General features: G+C 73.7%; 14 protein-coding genes and 1 pseudogene. 8 read left to right on the top strand and 7 right to left on the bottom strand.

Annotation, left to right across the window (positions count from 1 at the left end):
- The 6 genes from KS423_RS17070 to KS423_RS17045 all read left to right on the top strand — a co-directional run.
- Positions 1-1,838: solute carrier family 23 protein (locus tag KS423_RS17070; RefSeq protein ID WP_224280153.1), on the top strand; the 1,838-nt coding region annotated here is incomplete at its 5' end.
- A 242-nt stretch (positions 1,839-2,080) separates the two neighbouring features.
- Positions 2,081-4,039, top strand: a complete 1,959-nt coding sequence (gene acs, locus KS423_RS17065; RefSeq protein ID WP_224280151.1) for an acetate--CoA ligase — start codon at positions 2,081-2,083, stop codon at positions 4,037-4,039.
- Positions 4,040-4,512: 473 nt separating this feature from the next.
- Complete coding sequence (nhaA, locus tag KS423_RS17060; protein ID WP_374119969.1) at positions 4,513-5,811, top strand: Na+/H+ antiporter NhaA; 1,299 nt, start codon at positions 4,513-4,515, stop codon at positions 5,809-5,811.
- A gap of 234 nt (positions 5,812-6,045) precedes the next feature.
- A complete protein-coding gene (locus tag KS423_RS17055) occupies positions 6,046-6,522 on the top strand; it encodes a phage holin family protein (RefSeq protein WP_224280147.1) in 477 nt (158 codons plus the stop codon).
- Between the two features lie 77 nt (positions 6,523-6,599).
- The gene (locus tag KS423_RS17050; protein ID WP_224280145.1) at positions 6,600-7,691 is read left to right on the top strand and encodes an alpha/beta fold hydrolase; all 1,092 of its coding nucleotides are present in this window, start codon (positions 6,600-6,602) and stop codon (positions 7,689-7,691) included.
- Between the two features lie 155 nt (positions 7,692-7,846).
- The gene (locus KS423_RS17045; protein WP_159028462.1) at positions 7,847-8,056 is read left to right on the top strand and encodes a hypothetical protein; all 210 of its coding nucleotides are present in this window, start codon (positions 7,847-7,849) and stop codon (positions 8,054-8,056) included.
- A gap of 51 nt (positions 8,057-8,107) precedes the next feature.
- Here KS423_RS17045 and KS423_RS17040 read toward each other — a convergent pair whose 3' ends face one another.
- The 4 genes from KS423_RS17040 to nth all read right to left on the bottom strand — a co-directional run bounded on the left by KS423_RS17040 (position 8,108) and on the right by nth (position 11,890).
- Positions 8,108-8,809 (bottom strand): metal-dependent hydrolase, encoded by a 702-nt coding sequence (locus tag KS423_RS17040; protein WP_224280143.1) that lies wholly within the window; start codon positions 8,807-8,809, stop codon positions 8,108-8,110.
- 201 nt (positions 8,810-9,010) lie between these two features.
- On the bottom strand, positions 9,011-10,195 hold the full coding sequence (locus tag KS423_RS17035; RefSeq protein ID WP_224280141.1) for a MarP family serine protease: 1,185 nt from the start codon (positions 10,193-10,195) through the stop codon (positions 9,011-9,013).
- 46 nt (positions 10,196-10,241) lie between these two features.
- Positions 10,242-11,015, bottom strand: a complete 774-nt coding sequence (locus tag KS423_RS17030) for a CoA pyrophosphatase (protein ID WP_224280139.1) — start codon at positions 11,013-11,015, stop codon at positions 10,242-10,244.
- Positions 11,012-11,890: an endonuclease III gene (nth, locus tag KS423_RS17025; RefSeq protein ID WP_224280138.1), complete on the bottom strand. Its 879-nt coding sequence runs from the start codon at positions 11,888-11,890 to the stop codon at positions 11,012-11,014. Before nth ends, KS423_RS17030 begins: the two co-directional genes overlap by 4 nt.
- A 123-nt stretch (positions 11,891-12,013) precedes the next feature.
- Here nth and KS423_RS17020 point away from each other — a divergent pair, with 123 nt between their 5' ends.
- Together KS423_RS17020 and KS423_RS17015 are read left to right on the top strand one after the other, a co-directional pair.
- Positions 12,014-12,628 carry a DNA-binding response regulator gene (locus KS423_RS17020; RefSeq protein WP_224280136.1) on the top strand — a complete coding sequence of 205 codons (615 nt, stop codon included), beginning with the start codon at positions 12,014-12,016 and terminating at the stop codon, positions 12,626-12,628.
- A gap of 234 nt (positions 12,629-12,862) precedes the next feature.
- Positions 12,863-15,391, top strand: a complete 2,529-nt coding sequence (locus KS423_RS17015) for an ABC transporter permease (RefSeq protein ID WP_224280133.1) — start codon at positions 12,863-12,865, stop codon at positions 15,389-15,391.
- An 18-nt stretch (positions 15,392-15,409) separates the two neighbouring features.
- On the opposite strand, the gene KS423_RS17010 is transcribed toward KS423_RS17015, so the two are convergent.
- The 3 genes and pseudogenes from KS423_RS17010 to KS423_RS17000 form a co-directional block, all read right to left on the bottom strand.
- Positions 15,410-16,624, bottom strand: coding sequence for a sensor histidine kinase (locus tag KS423_RS17010; protein ID WP_224280131.1), 1,215 nt, complete (start codon positions 16,622-16,624; stop codon positions 15,410-15,412).
- Between the two features lie 142 nt (positions 16,625-16,766).
- Positions 16,767-17,267 carry a MarR family winged helix-turn-helix transcriptional regulator gene (locus KS423_RS17005; RefSeq protein WP_224280129.1) on the bottom strand — a complete coding sequence of 167 codons (501 nt, stop codon included), beginning with the start codon at positions 17,265-17,267 and terminating at the stop codon, positions 16,767-16,769.
- A 42-nt stretch (positions 17,268-17,309) separates the two neighbouring features.
- Positions 17,310-17,540, bottom strand: a pseudogene (locus KS423_RS17000) (FUSC family protein); the annotation flags it as partial.

The following is a 17,540-nucleotide window of genomic DNA, read 5'->3' as shown; positions in this document are numbered from 1 at the left end:
GCCGACTGCCGGGCCGCGCGGGTGAGTTCGGCGCCCGGCTGGCCAAGGTGCCCGGCCCGCTGGCCGGTGTCGCGCTGGCCACCGCCCTCGCGTTCGCCCTGGACCTGCGGCTCGCCCACATCGAACTGCCCGCCTGGCGGCCGCAGGCGCTCCTGCCCGCGCTGCCGCACGGCCCGGCCCTCGGGCTGCTCGCCGCCGTCCTCACCGTCACCGCCGTCGCCAGCGTGGAGTCGCTGCTGTCCGCCGTCGCGATCGACCGGATGTCCCGCCGCACCGGCGACCTCGACCGCGAACTGCGCGGCCAGGGCCTCGCCAACCTGGTGAGCGGCCTGGTCGGCGGGCTGCCGGTCGCCGGGGGCGCGGTCCGCAGCACCGCCAACGTGCGGGCCGGCGGCCGGACCAGGTGGGCCTCGGTGCTGCACGGCGTCTGGGTGCTGACCGCCGCACTGGCGCTGACCGGCGGGCTGCGCCGGATCCCGCTGGCCGCGCTCGCCGCCCTGGTGCTGGTGGTCGGACTGCAGATGGTGAGCTTCGCGCACATCCGCAAGGTGCACCGGCACCGCGAGTTCCCCGTCTACCTGGTCACCGTGCTCGGCGTGGTGGCCGGCGGCGTGCTGTGGGGCGTCGCGATCGGCTCCGGCACCGCCGTACTGCTCGCCCTCTACCGGCTGACCCGCGCCCACGTGGATGTCGGGACCGGCCCCGACGGCACGGTCACCGTCCAGACGCACGGCCCGCTCACCTTCACCACCGTGCCCCGGCTCAGCCGGGCACTGGCCGGCATCCCGGCCGGGGCCGAGGTCACCGTGATCCACGACGGTTCCTTCCTGGACCACGCCGCGTACGAGACGCTGCACACCTGGCGGGCAGGGCACCAGAACGCGGGTGGCCGGGTCTCGATGGTGACGCGACGACAGGACGACGAGGTGCTCGACCCGGACGGCACCGTGCGCGCGGGCAGTTCACCGGGCCCGCACCGCTGCCGGGCATGGACGCCCTGGGTCGGCCACCACTGCATCGAGCAGCAGGAGGACCCGCACGACCGGCTGCTGGACGGCGTCCGGGTGTTCCAGCTGCACACCGCCCCGCTGATCCGGCCGGAGCTCGCCCGGCTGGCACGGGAGGGACAGACGCCCTCCCAGCTCTTCCTGACCTGCGCGGACTCCCGGATGGTCACCAGCATGATCACCAACAGCGGTCCGGGCGACCTGTTCACCGTGCGCAACGTGGGCAACCTGGTGCCGGCCCCGCACGAACCCGGAGCGGCGGACGACTCGGTGGCCGCCGCGGTGCAGTACGCGGTCGAGGTGCTGGAGGTGCGCTCGATCACGGTCTGCGGCCACTCCGGCTGCGGCGCGATGAAGGCCCTGCTCGACGGCGTGCACGAGCATCCCGGGCCGCCGACCCCGCTGGCCCGCTGGCTGCGCAACGGCCGCGGCTCGCTGGACCGGCTCCGGCGGGTCCCGGCGGAGTTCGCCGCCCGGCCCGCGGTGGACGTCGTGGAGCAGCTCTGTATCACCAACGTGGTCCAGCAGCTGGACCAGTTGATGGCGAACCCGGCGGTGGAACGCCGGGTCGAGGAGGGCACCCTGCGGCTGGTCGGGATGTACTTCGACTTCGCGACGGCCCAGGCCTACGTCCTGGACCGGGCCGCCGGAACGTTCAGCCCGGTCGAGGCCCGCACCGGGAAGCCCACGACCGGAACCGCACGCCACGCCGAGGGTCCCATCGGAACCGGCCCCGATGTCCGACCGAACACAGCATCGGCCGAACGGGTGAATGTGGATGATCGCGTTCCGGTCGAGGGCGGCGAGGAGGGCCCCGGGCTGGCCGCCTGAGAGCCGGGCCCGTGTCCCCGCCGGTCGGGCCGGGGCACGGGCCCACCGACCTTCGCACGGTCTTGCGGTCCTCCGCGGCGGAGCGTGCGCGAGGCAGGACGACTGCCGGTCAAAGGTCTACACCAATTCCCAGGAGCCTCTTGTCAACTGCCCCGTTCGCCTGGTGAGCTGTGCGCTGGGACACACGGGACAATCCCCACGCACGGGATCGCCCCCGATCATGACTCGATGAGGAGTGCGCGTTGAGCAACGAGAGCCTGGCCAACCTGCTCAAGGAGGAGCGGCGCTTCGCCCCGCCGGCAGAGCTCGCCGCAGCCGCCAACGTCACCGCGGCCGCGTACGCGCAGGCCTCCGAGGACCGTCTGGGCTTCTGGGCCGAGCAGGCCCGTCGCCTCACCTGGGCCGTCGAGCCGACCGAGACCCTCGACTGGTCCAACCCTCCCTTCGCCAAGTGGTTCGCCGACGGCAAGCTCAATGTCGCGTACAACTGCGTCGACCGCCACGTGGAGAACGGCCTGGGCGACCGGGTCGCCATCCACTTCGAGGGCGAGCCCGGCGACGGCCGCTCGATCACCTACGCCCAGCTCAAGGACGAGGTCTCGCAGGCCGCCAACGCGCTGCTGGAGCTCGGTGTCCGCAAGGGCGACCGGGTCGCCGTCTACCTGCCGATGATCGCCGAGGCGGTCGTCGCGATGCTCGCCTGCGCCCGGATCGGCGCCACCCACTCGGTGGTCTTCGGCGGCTTCTCCTCCGACGCCGTCGCCTCCCGCATCCAGGACGCCCAGGCCAAGCTCGTCATCACCGCCGACGGCGGCTACCGCCGCGGCAAGCCCTCCGCCCTCAAGCCGGCCATCGACGAGGCGCTCACCAAGGCCGACGGCGTCGAGCACGTCCTGGTGGTCCGCCGCACCGGGCAGGACATCCCGTGGACCGAGGGCCGCGACGTCTGGTGGCACGAGATCACCGCGCGCCAGTCCACCGAGCACACCCCCGAGGCGCACGACGCCGAGCACCCGCTGTTCATCCTCTACACCTCGGGCACCACCGGTAAGCCCAAGGGCATCCTGCACACCTCGGGCGGCTACCTCACCCAGGTCAGCTACACCCACCACGCGGTCTTCGACCTCAAGCCGGAGACCGACGTCTACTGGTGCACCGCCGACATCGGCTGGGTCACCGGCCACTCGTACATCGTCTACGGCCCGCTCTCCAACGGCGCCACCCAGGTCATCTACGAAGGCACCCCGGACACCCCGCACCAGGGCCGGTTCTGGGAGATCGTCCAGAAGTACGGCGTGACCATCCTCTACACCGCGCCGACCGCGATCCGCACCTTCATGAAGTGGGGCGACGACATCCCCGCGAAGTTCGACCTGTCCTCGCTGCGGGTGCTGGGCAGCGTCGGCGAGCCGATCAACCCCGAGGCCTGGATCTGGTACCGCGAGCACATCGGCGCCGGCAAGGCCCCGATCGTGGACACCTGGTGGCAGACCGAGACCGGCGCCATCATGATCAGCCCGCTGCCGGGCGTCACCGAGACCAAGCCGGGCTCGGCCCAGCGCGCCCTGCCGGGCATCGCGGCCACCGTGGTGGACGACAACGCCGTCGAGGTGCCGAACGGCTCCGGCGGCTACCTGGTGCTCACCGAGCCGTGGCCGTCCATGCTCCGCACCATCTGGGGCGACGACCAGCGTTACGTCGACACCTACTGGTCGCGCTTCGAGGGCCGCTACTTCGCCGGTGACGGCGCCAAGAAGGACGAGGACGGGGACATCTGGCTGCTCGGCCGGGTGGACGACGTCATGCTCGTCTCGGGCCACAACATCTCCACCACCGAGGTCGAGTCGGCCCTGGTCGGCCACCCGTCCGTGGCCGAGTCCGCCGTGGTGGGCGCGACCGACGCCACCACCGGCCAGGCCATCGTCGCCTTCGTGATCCTGCGCGGCGGCATCACCGAGAGCCCCGAGCTGGTCGAGGAGCTGCGGGCGCACGTCGGCCGTACGCTCGGCCCGATCGCCAAGCCGAAGCAGATCAAGGTGGTCGGCGAGCTGCCGAAGACCCGCTCCGGCAAGATCATGCGCCGCCTGCTGCGCGACATCGCCGAGGGCCGCGAGGTCGGCGACACCACCACCCTGGCCGACAGCACGGTGATGAGCCAGATCCAGGCCCAGCTGCCGTCCTCGGAGAACGGCAACGACTGAAACCACCGAGCCGGCAACGGCTGAGCCCCACCGAGACGACGGCTGTGCCCCGGGCGGCGACCACCGCCCGGGGCACAGCCGTCTCGTCAGCACCATTCGGGTTCAGCACCATTCGGGTGCCGGACCGCCGCTCGGGTGCCGGGCTCTGCTCCTCCGGAGTGCAGAACCAGCCTGCAGGGCTTAAGTCCTTGGATAAGACAATCCGGATGTCACCCGAACGTCCCGCTAGACTATTAAGGACGCATCAAGGCCCTTGACGGGAATCGTGGGCGTCACAGGGCGCGCCGGGAAGTCTGGTCGGCAACTGCACCACCCGTGCATCCGTTGCCGCTCCCAGCCCCAGGAGGTCCCACGTGACCGATCAGCCGCCCGTCCACGAGCCGACGACCCGCCGCCGGCAACTCCTCGGCCGGCTGTCACTGCCCGAGCGCACCTTCATCACCGACGCCCTGCGTACCGAGACGGTCGGCGGCATGCTGCTGCTGGGCGCCGCCGTCATCGCGCTGATCTGGGCCAACGTCTGGCCGCACGCGTACCAGAGCGTGCTCGACTACATCATCGGCCCCTCCACCCCGCTCCACCTCGACCTCTCCCTGGCCACCTGGGCCAAGGACGGCCTGCTGACGGTCTTCTTCTTCGTCGCCGGGATCGAGCTCAAGCGCGAGTTCGTCGCGGGTGAGCTGCGCACGCCCAGTGCCGCGTTGCTGCCCGTGGTCGCCGCCGTCTGCGGGGTGGCGCTGCCAGCGATCCTCTTCGTCCTGGTGAACTCGGGCAGCGGCGGGCACCTCGGTGGCTGGGCGATCCCGACCGCCACCGACATCGCCTTCGCGCTCGGCGTGCTGGCCGTGGTCGGAAGCCACCTGCCGTCCCCGCTGCGTGCCTTCCTGCTCACCCTGGCGGTCGTCGACGACCTGATCGCGATCCTGATCATCGCGATCTTCTACAGCCACGGCATCAAGCTCTGGGCGCTCGGCCTCGCCTTCGCCGGGCTGGTGCTGTTCTGGTTCCTGCACCGGCGCGGCGTCCACGGCTGGTACCTCTTCGTCCCGCTGGCCGTCGTGACCTGGGCGCTGATGCACGAGAGCGGCATCCACGCCACAGTGGCGGGCGTCGCGATGGGCCTGATGCTGCGCTGCCACCGGGAGGGCGACGAGCAGCACTCCCCCGGCGAGCACATCGAGCACCTGGTCCGCCCGTTCTCGGCCGGCCTGGCCGTCCCGCTGTTCGCGCTGTTCTCGGCCGGGGTGGCGATCTCCGGTCCGAAGCTGCGCGAGGTGTTCACCCAGGCCGCCCCGATCGGCATCGTGATCGGCCTGCTGGTCGGCAAGTCGGTGGGCGTGTTCGGCGGCGCCTGGCTGACCGCCCGGTTCACCAGGGCCGAGCTGAACCCGCGGCTCAAGTGGGCCGACATGGTCGCCGTCTCGGTGCTCGCGGGCATAGGTTTCACCGTCTCGCTGCTGATCAGTGAACTGGCCTTCCCGGACGACCCGGCGCTCGCCGCCCGGGCCAAGACGGCCGTGCTGGTCGGCTCGGTGCTCGCCGCGGCGGTCGCCACGGTCCTGCTGAAGCTGCGCAACCGGCACTACCGCGAGCTGTGCGAGGAGGAGGACCGGGACATGGACGGGGACGGCATCCCGGACGTCTACCAGGAGGACGACCCGGCCTGGCGGGCGAGGGTCGGCGAGCCGACCCACCCGACGGCCCGCGGGGAACACGACCCCGACCCCGGCTCCGGCTCCGGCCACCAGGGCCGGTCGGGACAACCCGGCTGAGGCGCCCCGGAAAGGCCCCCGGGAGGCGCCGAGGGGCCCCGGCGGAGGCGCCCGGAGGGCTCCGGCCGCCGGGACACGTCCCCCCGGCGGGGCCCCGGAGTGGTGTCCGACTGACCGGTAGGGGCATGATTCTGAGCTGTCGACAACCCACAGACGCCTCCGGAACCCCCACGGTCCCCGGAACCGCACACCCGCGGCGGCGTCACGCCGCACAGCCGCAGAGGAGAACCGCTGATGCCCGCAGGAGCCGCAGACCCGTCCAGCAACGGCCGGGCGCCCTACGAGGGCGAGCGTTCGGTGGGGCAGCTGTTCTCGGCGGCCACCGCAGATCTGTCCGCGCTGGTCCACGACGAGATCGCGCTCGCCAAGGCCGAGATCCGGGCGGACGTCAAGCGCGGCGTCTCCGGCGGTGTCTCGCTGATCGTCGCCGGCGTGGTGGCGCTGTTCTCCATCCCGATGCTGAGCGCCGCGGCGGCCTTCGGCATCCACGCGCTGGGCCTGTCGCTGGGCTGGTCCTTCCTGGTCGTGGCGGGCGCCTACCTGCTGCTCGCGGTGCTGCTCGGAATGCTGGCCTGGCGCTCGTTCAAGAAGATCGAGAAGCCGGTCCGCACCATCGAGGGCGCCCAGAAGACCGCCGACGTGCTGAAGAACGCCCGGCCGCGCCCGGCCACCCAGGAGGAGATCGACCGGGCCTTCGGCCGCATCCCGTAACCGGCCCGGCGGGCACGGACCCGCCGACAACGAGTGCCGGGCACGTGTCCGGCGGGCGGATGTGACACGCTCTCGGTATGCCGCTTGACCAGAAGCCCGTGCCTGCGCAGCCGTCCGCCGACTCCGGTGCCGGACTCACCCCCGAAGGTCCCGCCGGCCCCGAAGGACCCGGCACCGCCCCCGAGGGCACCGGCCTGGCGCCCGCGCTGGAGCCCGAACGGGAGCCCGTCGAAGCGGCCTCCGCCGGAGCCCCGGCGACGGGCGGCGAGGCCTGGAGCGTCCGGCAGGCCGGCCCGTGGACGCACCGCGACCTCGCGGCCAACGGTGCCCGGTTCCACATCGCCGAGCTCGGCTCCGGCCCGCTGGTGCTGCTGGTGCACGGCTGGCCCGAGTACTGGTGGGCCTGGCGCCACCAGCTGACCGCGCTCGCCAAGGCCGGCTACCGGGCGGTGGCGCTCGACCTGCGCGGCATCGGCGGCAGCGACCGCACCCCGCGCGGGTACGACCCCGGCAACCTCGCCCTGGACATCACCGGGGTGATCCGCTCGCTCGGCGAGCGCCGGGCGCACCTGGTCGGACACGCCTCCGGCGGCACCCTGGCCTGGGTGGCCGCGGTGATGCGACCGTCCGTCATCCAGAGCCTGACCGTGGTCTCCGCCGCACACCCGAGGGACCTGCGCCGGGCGCTGCTGACCGACCGCCGGCAGTTCGCCGCCTTCGAGCACGTGCTGGGCTTCCAGCGGCCGTGGATACCGGAACGACGCCTGGTGGCCGACGACGCCGAGCTGGTCGGCCGCTACCTGACCTCCTGGACCGGCCCGAACGGCCTGGACGAGGCCGCGGTGCACGCGTACCGGCAGGCGATCCAGATCCCCAGCACGGCGCACTGTTCGATCGAGCCGTACCGCTGGCTGCTGCGCTCGATGGCCCGGCCGGACGGCATCCAGTTCGCCCGGCGGATGAAGAAGCCGATCACCGCGCCGACCCTGCACGTCCAGGGCGCGGCGGACCCGGTGCTGCTGTCGCACACCGCGCTCGGCGGCGGCGAGTACGTGGCGGCGCCGTACCGCTGGCGGCTGCTGCCCGGGGTCGGGCACTTCCCGCACGAGGAGGCACCGGAGGAGTTCACCACCGAGCTTCTGGACTGGGTCGGCCGCCACAAGGAGTGACGTCGCACGGAACCCGACGCGGCCGTACGTGCGGTCGGCCGGAAGGGCCCTTGGACCCAACTCCCTTGCCTTGGCGTTCATATGACAACCGCATAGGCCAACTTCGACGAAGCCCGGGCGGTTACCTCCACCGGCCCAGGGGCATCCCTTCCGGTATGAGTTGGATGCCCGAAAGCGGCGGCGCCCCGCGCGGCCGACGTCACAACAGCCCCCAGCGCTCCGCCCACCGGCCCGACCGGGCGGACGACCTCGGCTTCGACGGCCCCGACGGCCGTCAGCGCACGGAGCGGCGGCAGCTCGGCATCCCCCGCATCCTCGGCCGGCGCGCCCGCTGGGTGGGCGCACGACTGCGGCGCGAGACCTGAGGCCTCGCGCCGCGCCACCTCGGCCGGGGTGCCGGGCACCCCGCACCCCGCTCAGTTCACGATCGTCGGCGACAGCGCGGTGAACCAGAGCAGGACGAAGGTCGCCACCGACATGATCGGCACCAGCACCTTGGTCTCGACGCTGTTGCCGCTGCGCTTGATCAGCACGATCTCGTAGCGCTCCTTGTGCGGCCAGAGCAGCGGCGCGCCCTTCTTGGTCAGGCAGTCGCCGAGCAGGTGCGCCAGCGTGCCCAGCGCCACCGCGTACGGCAGCCAGCCGGGCGAGTTGGGCATCCAGGTGTTCATCCCGAAGGTGCCGAGCGCGGCCAGGCCGATGACGGTGATCCACGCCTCCGGGCCGTCGCCCGGCGGGCAGAGCCGCAGGGCCCGGATCGCGAGCGCCAGCAGGAAGAAGGTCAGCCCCAGGGTGAAGTTGCGCCCGAGGAAGGTGACCCCGGCCCAGGTGCCACCGCCCGTCAGCGCGACGAACAGCAGCGAGTGGGTGGCGTGCCGGTGACCACCGGAGACCCAGGCCACGAAGCGGCAGAGCACCTTGGAGACCGGGCCGAGGAAGTTGGCGATCGAGCCGTCGTGGTGGTCGAGGTCCGGCAGCAGGGCCGCGCCCGCGCACAGCACCGTGCCCATCAGTATGTCCGCCGGCTGCAGGGTGGTGTGCAGCAGCAGCGGGGGCAGGAACGGAGCCGAGGCCGCGTACAGCATCGCCCCGCTCACCGCGTGCGAGTGACCCATCATCGGACTGCCACGACCTCCCGTCGGGCCCACTCCGGGACGGCGCCCGGTTGAGCCGAACGGGTGAGCGCGGCCGAGGCTACCAGTGCCACCTGACGGGGCGACGGATATCGGACGGTCCGGCCCGGCGCGCCCGGGTCCGCCGCCGTCCGGCGGTCCCGGTCGTCCCCGGAACGCCCCGGAGCGGCTTCCGGCCGGGCCCGGTCAGAGCGCGCAGCCCTGGGTGTCCACCCGGGCGGTCGCGGCGCCGCCCTGCACGGCGTCCTCGCGCACCTCGGCCGCGGTCAGCACGTAGCCGGTGTCCCCGCTGTCCAGGGACTTGGCGAAGACCACGCCGTACACCTCGCCGTCCGGGGTGAGCAGCGGGCCGCCGCTGTTGCCCTGCCGGACCACCGAGCGCACCGAGTAGACGTCGCGGACCACCTGGCCCCGGTGGTAGATGTCCGGCCCGTTGGCCTGGATCCGGCCGCGGATGCGGGCCGGCTGGACGTTGAAGGCGCCGTTCTCCGGGAAGCCGGCCACGATCGCGCTGTCGTTGGTCTTCGCCTCGCCCGCGAAGGACAGCGCCGGCGCGTTCAGCTTGGGCACGTCCAGGACGGCGATGTCGCGCTGCCAGTCGTAGCGGACCACCGTCGCGTCGTACAGCTGGCCGACACCGCCGATCTGCACGGTCGGCTCGTTGACCCCGCCGACCACGTGGGCGTTGGTCATCACCCGGTGCGGGGCGAAGACGAAACCGCTGCCCTCCAGGGTCTTGCCGCAGGAGGTCGCCGTGCCGACCACCTTGACCAGGCTCTGCCGGGCCCGCGCCACCGCCGGGCTGGCGGCCAGCGCGGGGTCGGGGGTGTCGACCTGGGTGATCGGCTCGTGCTCGAAGGGGTTGAAGACCTGCGGGAAGCCGTTGCGGGCGAGCACCTTGGAGAAGTCCGAGAACCAGTTCGGCGCGTCGTCGGGCAGCGCGTTCTGCACCTCGCCGAGGATCGCCGAGGATCGGACCTGTTTGGAGACCGTCGGGAGTGACGCCCCGGCCAGCGCCGAACCGATCAGCCAGGCCACCAGCAGCATCGAGACGACGTTCACCACCGCGCCGCCGGTCGCGTCCAGCACCCTGGCCGGGCGGCGCCCGATGTGCCCGCGCAGCTTCCAGCCGAAGTGCGCGGTGATCGCCTGGCCGATCGCGGCGAGGACGATCACCACCACGACGGCCACCACCGAGGCCGTGGTGCCGGGGCCGATGTGGTCGAGCAGCAGCGGCAGCAGCTCGACGGCGAGCAGGCCGCCACCGAGGAACCCGACCAGTGAGAGCACGCCGACCACGAAGCCCTGCCGGTAGCCCGACACGGCGAATGCCACGGCCGCGGCGATCAGCAGCACATCCAGGACGTTCACTCGGACACCCTCCCACGGCCCGCGCGCGGGACACGCCGCCGGTCGGTCACGAAGCGTCGTCGTCGCCGCCCGGCAGCACCCGGGAGTGTTCGAGGTCCCCCTGGACCAGGGCCAGCGCGTCGTCCGAGAGGTCGACGATCCGGGACGGGTCCCAGGGCAGCTCCAGGCCGCTGTGGTGCAGCACCCGGTCGATCACCCCGGCGGTGAAGCCCCAGACCAGCCGCCCGGCGACCGCGAAGGCCGGCCCGATGTGCCCGGACGGGTGGCGCAGCCGCACCCGGTTCGCCGGGTCGGCCAGCTCCGCGACGGTGACCCGGAACACCGCGCCGGTCTCGGCCTCGTCCACCGGGCGCACCGGCGACTCCTCGCGCCACCAGCCGAGCACCGGGGTCACCACGAAGCGGCTCACCGGGATGTACAGCCGGGGCAGTTCGGCGAACACCTGCACCCCCGCCGGGTCCAGGCCGGTCTCCTCCCAGGCCTCGCGCAGCGCCGCCGCGATCGGGCCCTCACCGTTCGGATCGCCGTCCTCCGGGTCCAGCGCACCACCCGGGAAGGACGGCTGACCGGCGTGCGAGCGCAGCGAGCGGGCCCGCTCGATCAGCAGCAGGTCCGGCCCCTGCGGCCCCTCGCCGAACAGCATCAGCACGGCCGCCGGACGCCCGCCCTCGGCCGGCGGCAGGAAGCGGCTCAGCTGCTCCGGCAACACCCGCCCGGCCGCCTCGCGGACCGGCTCCAGCCAGGTCGGCAGCCCGTCCAGCTCGATGCCCCGCCCGACGCCCCCGGCTTCAGGGCCGGGGTGCTCCCACCGCCCGCTCATGCGTCCACCGCCAGGTCCGCGACCCGTCCGTGGTGGACGGCGGCGTCCGCACGGGCGGCCGCCTCGCCGGGGAAGTCTGCCGGCGGCCGCAGCCGCTGCCCGGGCTGGCCGCCCATCTCGTACTTCAACAGCTTGCGTGCCTTCTCCGGGTCGGTCTCCCCCTCGCCGTACGAGGGGCAGAGCGGCGCGATCGGACAGGCGCCGCAGGCGGGCTTCTGGGAGTGGCAGATCCGGCGGCCGTGGAAGACCACCCGGTGCGAGAGCATCGTCCACTCCGACTTCGGGAAGATCTCGGCGACGGCCGCCTCGACCTTCACCGGGTCGTCCTCGGCGGTCCAGCCGAACCGCCGGGCCAGCCGCCCGAAGTGGGTGTCCACGGTGATGCCGGGGACCCCGAAGGCATTGCCGAGGACGACGTTGGCGGTCTTGCGGCCGACGCCGGGCAGGGTCACCAGGTCGGCCAGCCGGCCGGGGACCTCGCCGCCGAACTCGTCGCGCAACGCTATCGAGAGGCCGATGAGCGACTTCGCCTTGTTCCGGAAGAATCCGGTCGGGCGGATGACCTCCTCCAGCTCCTCCGGGTTCGCCGCCGCCATGTCCTCCGGCGTCGGGTACTTCGCGAACAGCGCCGGGGTCGTCTGGTTCACCCGCAGGTCGGTGGTCTGCGCCGACAGCACGGTGGCCACCAGCAGTTGGAACGGGTTCTCGAAGTCCAGCTCCGGATGCGCGTACGGGTACAGCTCCGCCAGCTCGCGGTTGATCCTCCGGGCCCGTCGCACCATCGCCAGGTGCGATTCCGGCTTCCTCGGCTTCACCGCCGCCTTCTTCGCCACCGGCTTCTTCGCCACGGCCTTCCGGACCTTGCTCTCTGCCATGCACGAAGGCTACGCCGACCGGCGGACCGCTCGGGGCCGATCAAGCACGGAAACCGGCCCTGGCAGGGCCTGTTGTCTAATGAACCCCGCCCGTGGCCGTCACCTGACAGGGGGAGAGTGCGGATGATCAGGGTCCTGCTGGCAGAGGACATGAGCATGGTGCGCGGCGCACTGATGGCCCTCCTCGCGTACGAGGAGGATCTGGAGGTCGTCGCGGACGTGGAGCGCGGGGACCTGGTGGTGCCGACCGCCCTGGAGGTGCGACCGGACGTCGTGGTGCTCGACATCGACCTGCCCGGACTGGACGGGCTGCGGGCGGCGGCCGAACTGCACGAGAAGCTCCCCGGGTGCCGGACGCTGATCCTCACCGGACTGGTGCGACCCGCGTACCTGCGCGCCGCGTTCTCCGCCCGTGCGCTCGGTTTCCTCGGCAAGGACGCCCCGGCACAGGAGCTGGCCGCGGCGATCCGGAAGGTGGCCGCCGGCGAACGCGTCGTCGACCCGGAGCTGGCGCTGGCCGCCCTGGACACCCGGGAGAACCCGCTGACGCCCCGGGAGTCGGAGGTCCTGCGGCTCGCGGCGGAGGGGGACTCCGTCAGCGAGATCGCCGCCCGGCTGTTCATCTCGACGGGCACCGCGCGCAACCACCTGGCCGCCGCGGTGGCCAAGACCGGGGGACGTGGCCGGGTCGACGCGATCCGGATCGCCGAGGAGATGGGCTGGCTGCCGACGACGTAGCCCTGCGGCGGCTCCCGGCGTTCCCTGCGCGCCTGGCGCCTTCGGCGGCACGGCGCCTCGGTGACACGGCGCCTCCGGGGCGGCGGACCGTGCGTTTCGCATGGATCCGGCCGTGGACGGCCCACGACGGGGCTTGCCGGGGCCTTCCTTCGTCAACGAAGGGAATGTCGGCCGGAGCGCCCGGGGCTAGGCTCGCGATGTCATCGAGGGCGTACCACCGGGGGGCTGGGGCACGTGTTGAAGCTGGCCTGGCGCACGGTACGGGCCCGGAAGGCGGGCTTCGCCGGCGCGTTCACCGCGCTCGTCTGCGCCCTGGTCCTGACCGTCGCCTGCGGGGTCCTGCTGGAGTCCGCCCTGCGCACGGGCACCCCCACCGAGCGCTACGCCGCGGCCCCTCTGGTGATCGGCGACAGCACCCGCATCCCGGACGCCGGACCACTGACCGCCGAACTCGCCGGGCTGCCCGGCGTCGCGGCCGCCGTCCCGGAGCTCTCCTTCCCGGCGGCCGTCGTCACCGCCTCCGGGCAGGTCCTGTCCGGACCGCAGGGCGGCCCCTCGCTCGGGCACGCCTGGACGAGCGCCGCCCTCGCCCCGTTCCGGCTGATCTCCGGCCGAGCCCCGGCCGGGCCGGACGAGGTGCTCCTCGACGCCGCGACGGCCGCCCGCGCCGGGGTCGCGCCCGGCGGCACCGTCCGGCTGGCCACCACCGAGGCACCGCGCGGCTACACCGTGTCCGGACTGGCCGCGCCGCCACGGGAGCTGTCCCGTCAGAGCGCGCTCTTCTTCAGCCCCGGGCAGGCCGCCCGGCTCGCCGGGACGGCGACCGGCGCGGACGCGATCGGGCTCACCGTGCGGGACGGGGCCGACCTGCGGGCCGTGGCCGAGCAGGCCCGGCGGGCACTCGCCGCGGCGCGGGAGCACGACGGCAAGGCGTCCTGGTCCGGGCCCGGGGTGCACACCGGCGACGAGCGGGGCGAGCTGGAGTTCTCCGGCGCTCCCGGTCCCGGTGACGGCCTCTCCTCGCTGGCCGGGACGACGGGCGTGCTCTCGCTGTTCGTCGCGGTCTTCGTGGTGGCGGGGGCGCTCGCGCTCTCCGTGCAGCAGCGGCTGCGCGAGATGGCCCTGCTGCGGGCGGTCGGCGCCACCACCGGGCAGGTGCGGCGGATGATCGCCCTGGAGACGCTGGTGCTGACCGTCGCGGCCGCCGTCGTCGGCCTGCCGGCCGGGATCGGCCTCGCCGCGCTGCTGCGGGGCGAACTGGTCGACCGCGGGGTGGTCGGCTCGGACGTGCCGCTGCACGTCGGGCCGAGCGCCCCGCTGATCGTCCTCGGCTGCGTCGTCGTCACCGCGCAGCTGGCCGTCTGGGCAGCCGCGCGCCGGGCCTCCCGGGTCGAGCCGACCCGGGCGCTGCGCGACTCCTCGACACCGCGGCCCGGCGTCGGCCGGATCCGGACCGGGCTCGGGCTCGTGACGCTCGCCGTGTGCGGCGTGGTGCTGGCCGGTTCGACGGACAGCCGCCGCGGAGCGGGGACGGCCGAGAGCATGGTGCTGGTGCTGCTGCTCGGGGTGGCCCTGCTCGGGCCGCTGATCGGCCGGGTCGCCAGTGTGGCGATCGGCGGGCCGGTGGGCCGGCTCTTCCCGGTCGCCGGGTTCCTCGCCTCCGCCGCGCTGCGGGCCCAGCCGCGCCGCTTCGCCGCCGCCGTCACCCCGCTGGTGCTCGCGGTGGCCTTCACCGGCACGGTGCTGTTCGTCCCGGTCGTCAAGGCGCAGGCCAACATGGCCGAGGACGGCCGACGGCTGCTGGCCGACCACGTGGTCCAGGCCGACGGGATCGGCCTGCCGCCGGAATTCGCCGCCGCGGTACGGCAGTTGCCCGGCGTCGCGGCGGCCGACGGCCTGGTGTCCACGACCGTCCTGGCGTCCGCCGATGACTTCGGCCGGCAGGGCCTGGACGCCCGGATCGTCGACCCGCAGGGGCTGGCGGAGCTGGTCGACCCCGGGGTGACGGCCGGTTCGCTGGACGGGCTGCGTGGCGCGAGCATCGCGCTGGGGCAGCGATCGGCCGCCGCGCTCAAGGCCGGCGTCGGCGCCACCGTCCGGATCGAGTGGCCGGACGGCACCGACAGCACCGCGACGGTGGCCGCCGTGTACGACCGCGACGCACGGTTCGCGGACGCGCTGCTGCCCGACTCCTTCGCCGCCGCCCACACACCGGACCGGCTCGCACCGACCGTGCTGGTCCGCTCCGCCCCCGGCGCCGACCTCCAGCAGGTGGGCCGGGAGCTCCGGGGCCTCGCCCCGGCCTACCCGATGGCCAGGATCAGCGACCGGGCCGACTACGACGCGGCGCGCCGGCACCAGCAGGAGCGGGCCACCGCGGTCGGGCGGCTACTGCTCGGCATGATCAGCCTGTTCACCGCGATCGCCGTGGTCAACACCCTGGTGATGGCCACCGGCGAGCGGCTGCGCGAGTTCGCGCTGCTGCGACTGGCGGGCACCACGCGCGCGCAGGTGCTGCGGATGATGGCCTGGGAGGGCGGGATCACGGTCGCCGTGGCGCTCGCCCTCGGCGCGGCCGTCACCGCCGCCGTCCTGGTCCCGGTCTGCCTCGCGCTCACCGGTACGGCCCGGCCCACGCTGCCCGGGAGTCAGGTGGCCGCGGTGCTGGGCGGGGCGGCGCTGCTGGGGGTGGGCACCGTCCTGCTGACCGCCCGGCTGGCGCTGCGGCGCAAACCGAGCGAGGCGATGGGGGTGCACGAGTAGCCGGGCCGTGCGGACAGGTCAGGCGGCGCGGGCGGCTTCCCGGGCGGGCTCCGCCTCGACGACGGCGGCGAGGTGGAACCAGCCGGCTGCGTCCCGCCGGGCGGTCAGCCGGCCGCCGACGGCCCGCAGCCGCTCGGTGAGGTTCTCGATGCCCTGCCCGCCACCCGGTTCGTGCACGGCGCCGTCCGGTTCGCGCGCAGCGCCGTCCGGTTCGCCTGGTACGCCGTCGTTGGAGACCAGCAGCCGGACCGCACCGGGGCCCGCCCCACCGGCCCGGATCTCGCAGCGCCGGGCCGCGCTGTGCCGCAGCAGGTTGGTGACCGCCTCGCGCAGCACGGTGGCCAGCACCGCGTCGAGTTCGGGCGTCAGCCCCTCGCAGTCCAGTTCGGCCTCGACCTCGATCCCGGCCGTCCGCAGCGCCGAGACCACCGAACGCGCCTCCCTCGCCAGGGACATCCGGACGTCGCCGCTGGAGAGCCGACGGGTGTCCGCCATCGCCTGCCGCACCAGTGCCAGCACCTCGGCGATCTCCGCGCGGGCGCGCTCCGGGTCCTCCGCGGCCAGCCGTTCGGCGAGCTGGCACTTCAGTGCCGCCACCGAGAGGCTGGAGCCGAGCAGGTCGTGCAGGTCGCGCGCGAAGCGGAGCCGCTCCCGGTCCACCGCGAGTTCGGCCAGCTCGGTCCGGGCCGCCCGCAACTCGGTGATCAGATCCGCGAGTCGGGCCACCCCGTAGACCACGATGCCGCCCACGGCGGTGGACACCGACGCGTTGACGCACTGGCCGAGGTTGCCGCCCAGCGCCGCGCAGAGCGGGTACTGGGCGGCAACCAGCGCGGCGAACAGCACCCGGGAGCGCGGTGGCGCGACGGTCAGCAGCACCGATCCGGCGAACGATCCGGGAATGCCGACCCACGCCCCGTCGAAGAGCAGGAACGGCAGGTAGGTCAGCATCCCGTGGACGACCAGGCTCCACGGCCACCAGCGCCGCGCCAGGCGCCACGGACCGGCGTGCCCGATCTGGAAACCGAGCAGGACCAACAGCATGGCGACGGCCGGCAGTTGGTAGGACAGGCCGTCGTGGTTGCGGACGGTGGCGACCACCGAGGCAGCACAGAAGCCGACGGCGACCATGACGACGATGCCCCGGGTGAGCCGCGCGAGGGGGTCGCCGGGGCCGCCCGAGCGCTCCGGCCGGGATCGATCGCCGTGGCTTCGGTCCGCGCTGTGACCCAAGGGGAGCTCCCGGTAGACGACTCGACACGCCGCGCGCGGCGCGGGAGCCCGCTTCGCACCCGGCGCGCCCCCGTACGCCCGCACCACGAGCATAGTTTCCCGCCGGGGAGGCGCCGTTGACGATCCATCACGGTTCGCCGGCTCAGCCCAGGGTGCGGCCGATCGTCCCCTCAAGGCTGTTGAGCAGGCCGCTGAGGGCCTCGGCGAGCCGGTCCTGCTCGGCGGGGGTGAGGCCGGCCAGCAGGGCGCGGTCGTAGGCGACGAGCTCCTGGATCAGGCCGTCCACCAGCGTCCGGCCCTCCTCGGTGAGCGCGAGGTGGGCGACCCGGCGGTCCCGGTCGTCGGTGCGGCGGCTGACCAGGCCGCGCTCCTCCAGCAGCCGCAGGCGCTTGGTGACGGCGGCGCCGGAGGCGAAGCTCTCCCGGGCCAGCTGGGTGGGGGTCAGCTCACGGTCGAGGCGGCGCAGGGCACCGAGGATGTCGAACTCGGCGCGGGTGAGGCCGGCCCGGGTGAGCGGGTCGGGGGTCTGCTGGAGCAGTGCGGCACAGCGGTTGATCCGGCCGAGGACGGCGATCGGACCGGTGTCCAGCCCCGGGTAGGCCCGTTCCCACTGGCGCAGCACACCTGCGACGACGTCCTCCACGTGTGCTGCTCCCGTTCTGCGGCCTGCCGATCGGCTTCGATCCTAGGCCGTGTCCGGCAGGTCCCCGCGGCCACGGCGCTCCAGCAGGGCGGCCAGCAGGTGATGGGCCTGCTGCTCGGTGGCGGTGGCGCGTTGGTGCGGGAGGGCGGGGCGGCGCCACTCGCCGGCGGCGGTGTCGGTGGCCTCGCGCAGTTCCAGCAGGGCGGCGGCGAGGCCGGTGCGGGCGGCGTGGGCCTCCCGGGCGCTCGCGGCAAAGACGGCGGCCAGCGCCCG

Origin of the sequence: Streptomyces sp. LS1784, from assembly GCF_020103755.1 — a bacterium.
In the GTDB taxonomy this organism is placed as follows: domain Bacteria; phylum Actinomycetota; class Actinomycetes; order Streptomycetales; family Streptomycetaceae; genus Kitasatospora.
The sequence above is the reverse complement of the archived record's forward strand: the minus strand, read 5'-3'. Positions and strand labels throughout refer to the sequence as shown.

Bases quoted from the DNA above. Each gene is read 5' to 3' on its own strand.
- nhaA (WP_374119969.1), top strand. From the start codon at position 4,513: ATGCTGCTGCTGGGCGCCGCCGTCATCGCGCTGATCTGGGCCAACGTC.
- KS423_RS17055 (WP_224280147.1), top strand. From the start codon at position 6,046: ATGCCCGCAGGAGCCGCAGACCCGTCCAGCAACGGCCGGGCGCCCTAC.
- KS423_RS17050 (WP_224280145.1), top strand. From the start codon at position 6,600: ATGCCGCTTGACCAGAAGCCCGTGCCTGCGCAGCCGTCCGCCGACTCC.
- KS423_RS17045 (WP_159028462.1), top strand. From the start codon at position 7,847: ATGAGTTGGATGCCCGAAAGCGGCGGCGCCCCGCGCGGCCGACGTCAC.
- KS423_RS17040 (WP_224280143.1), bottom strand. From the start codon at position 8,809: ATGATGGGTCACTCGCACGCGGTGAGCGGGGCGATGCTGTACGCGGCC.
- KS423_RS17030 (WP_224280139.1), bottom strand. From the start codon at position 11,015: ATGAGCGGGCGGTGGGAGCACCCCGGCCCTGAAGCCGGGGGCGTCGGG.
- nth (WP_224280138.1), bottom strand. From the start codon at position 11,890: ATGGCAGAGAGCAAGGTCCGGAAGGCCGTGGCGAAGAAGCCGGTGGCG.
- KS423_RS17020 (WP_224280136.1), top strand. From the start codon at position 12,014: ATGATCAGGGTCCTGCTGGCAGAGGACATGAGCATGGTGCGCGGCGCA.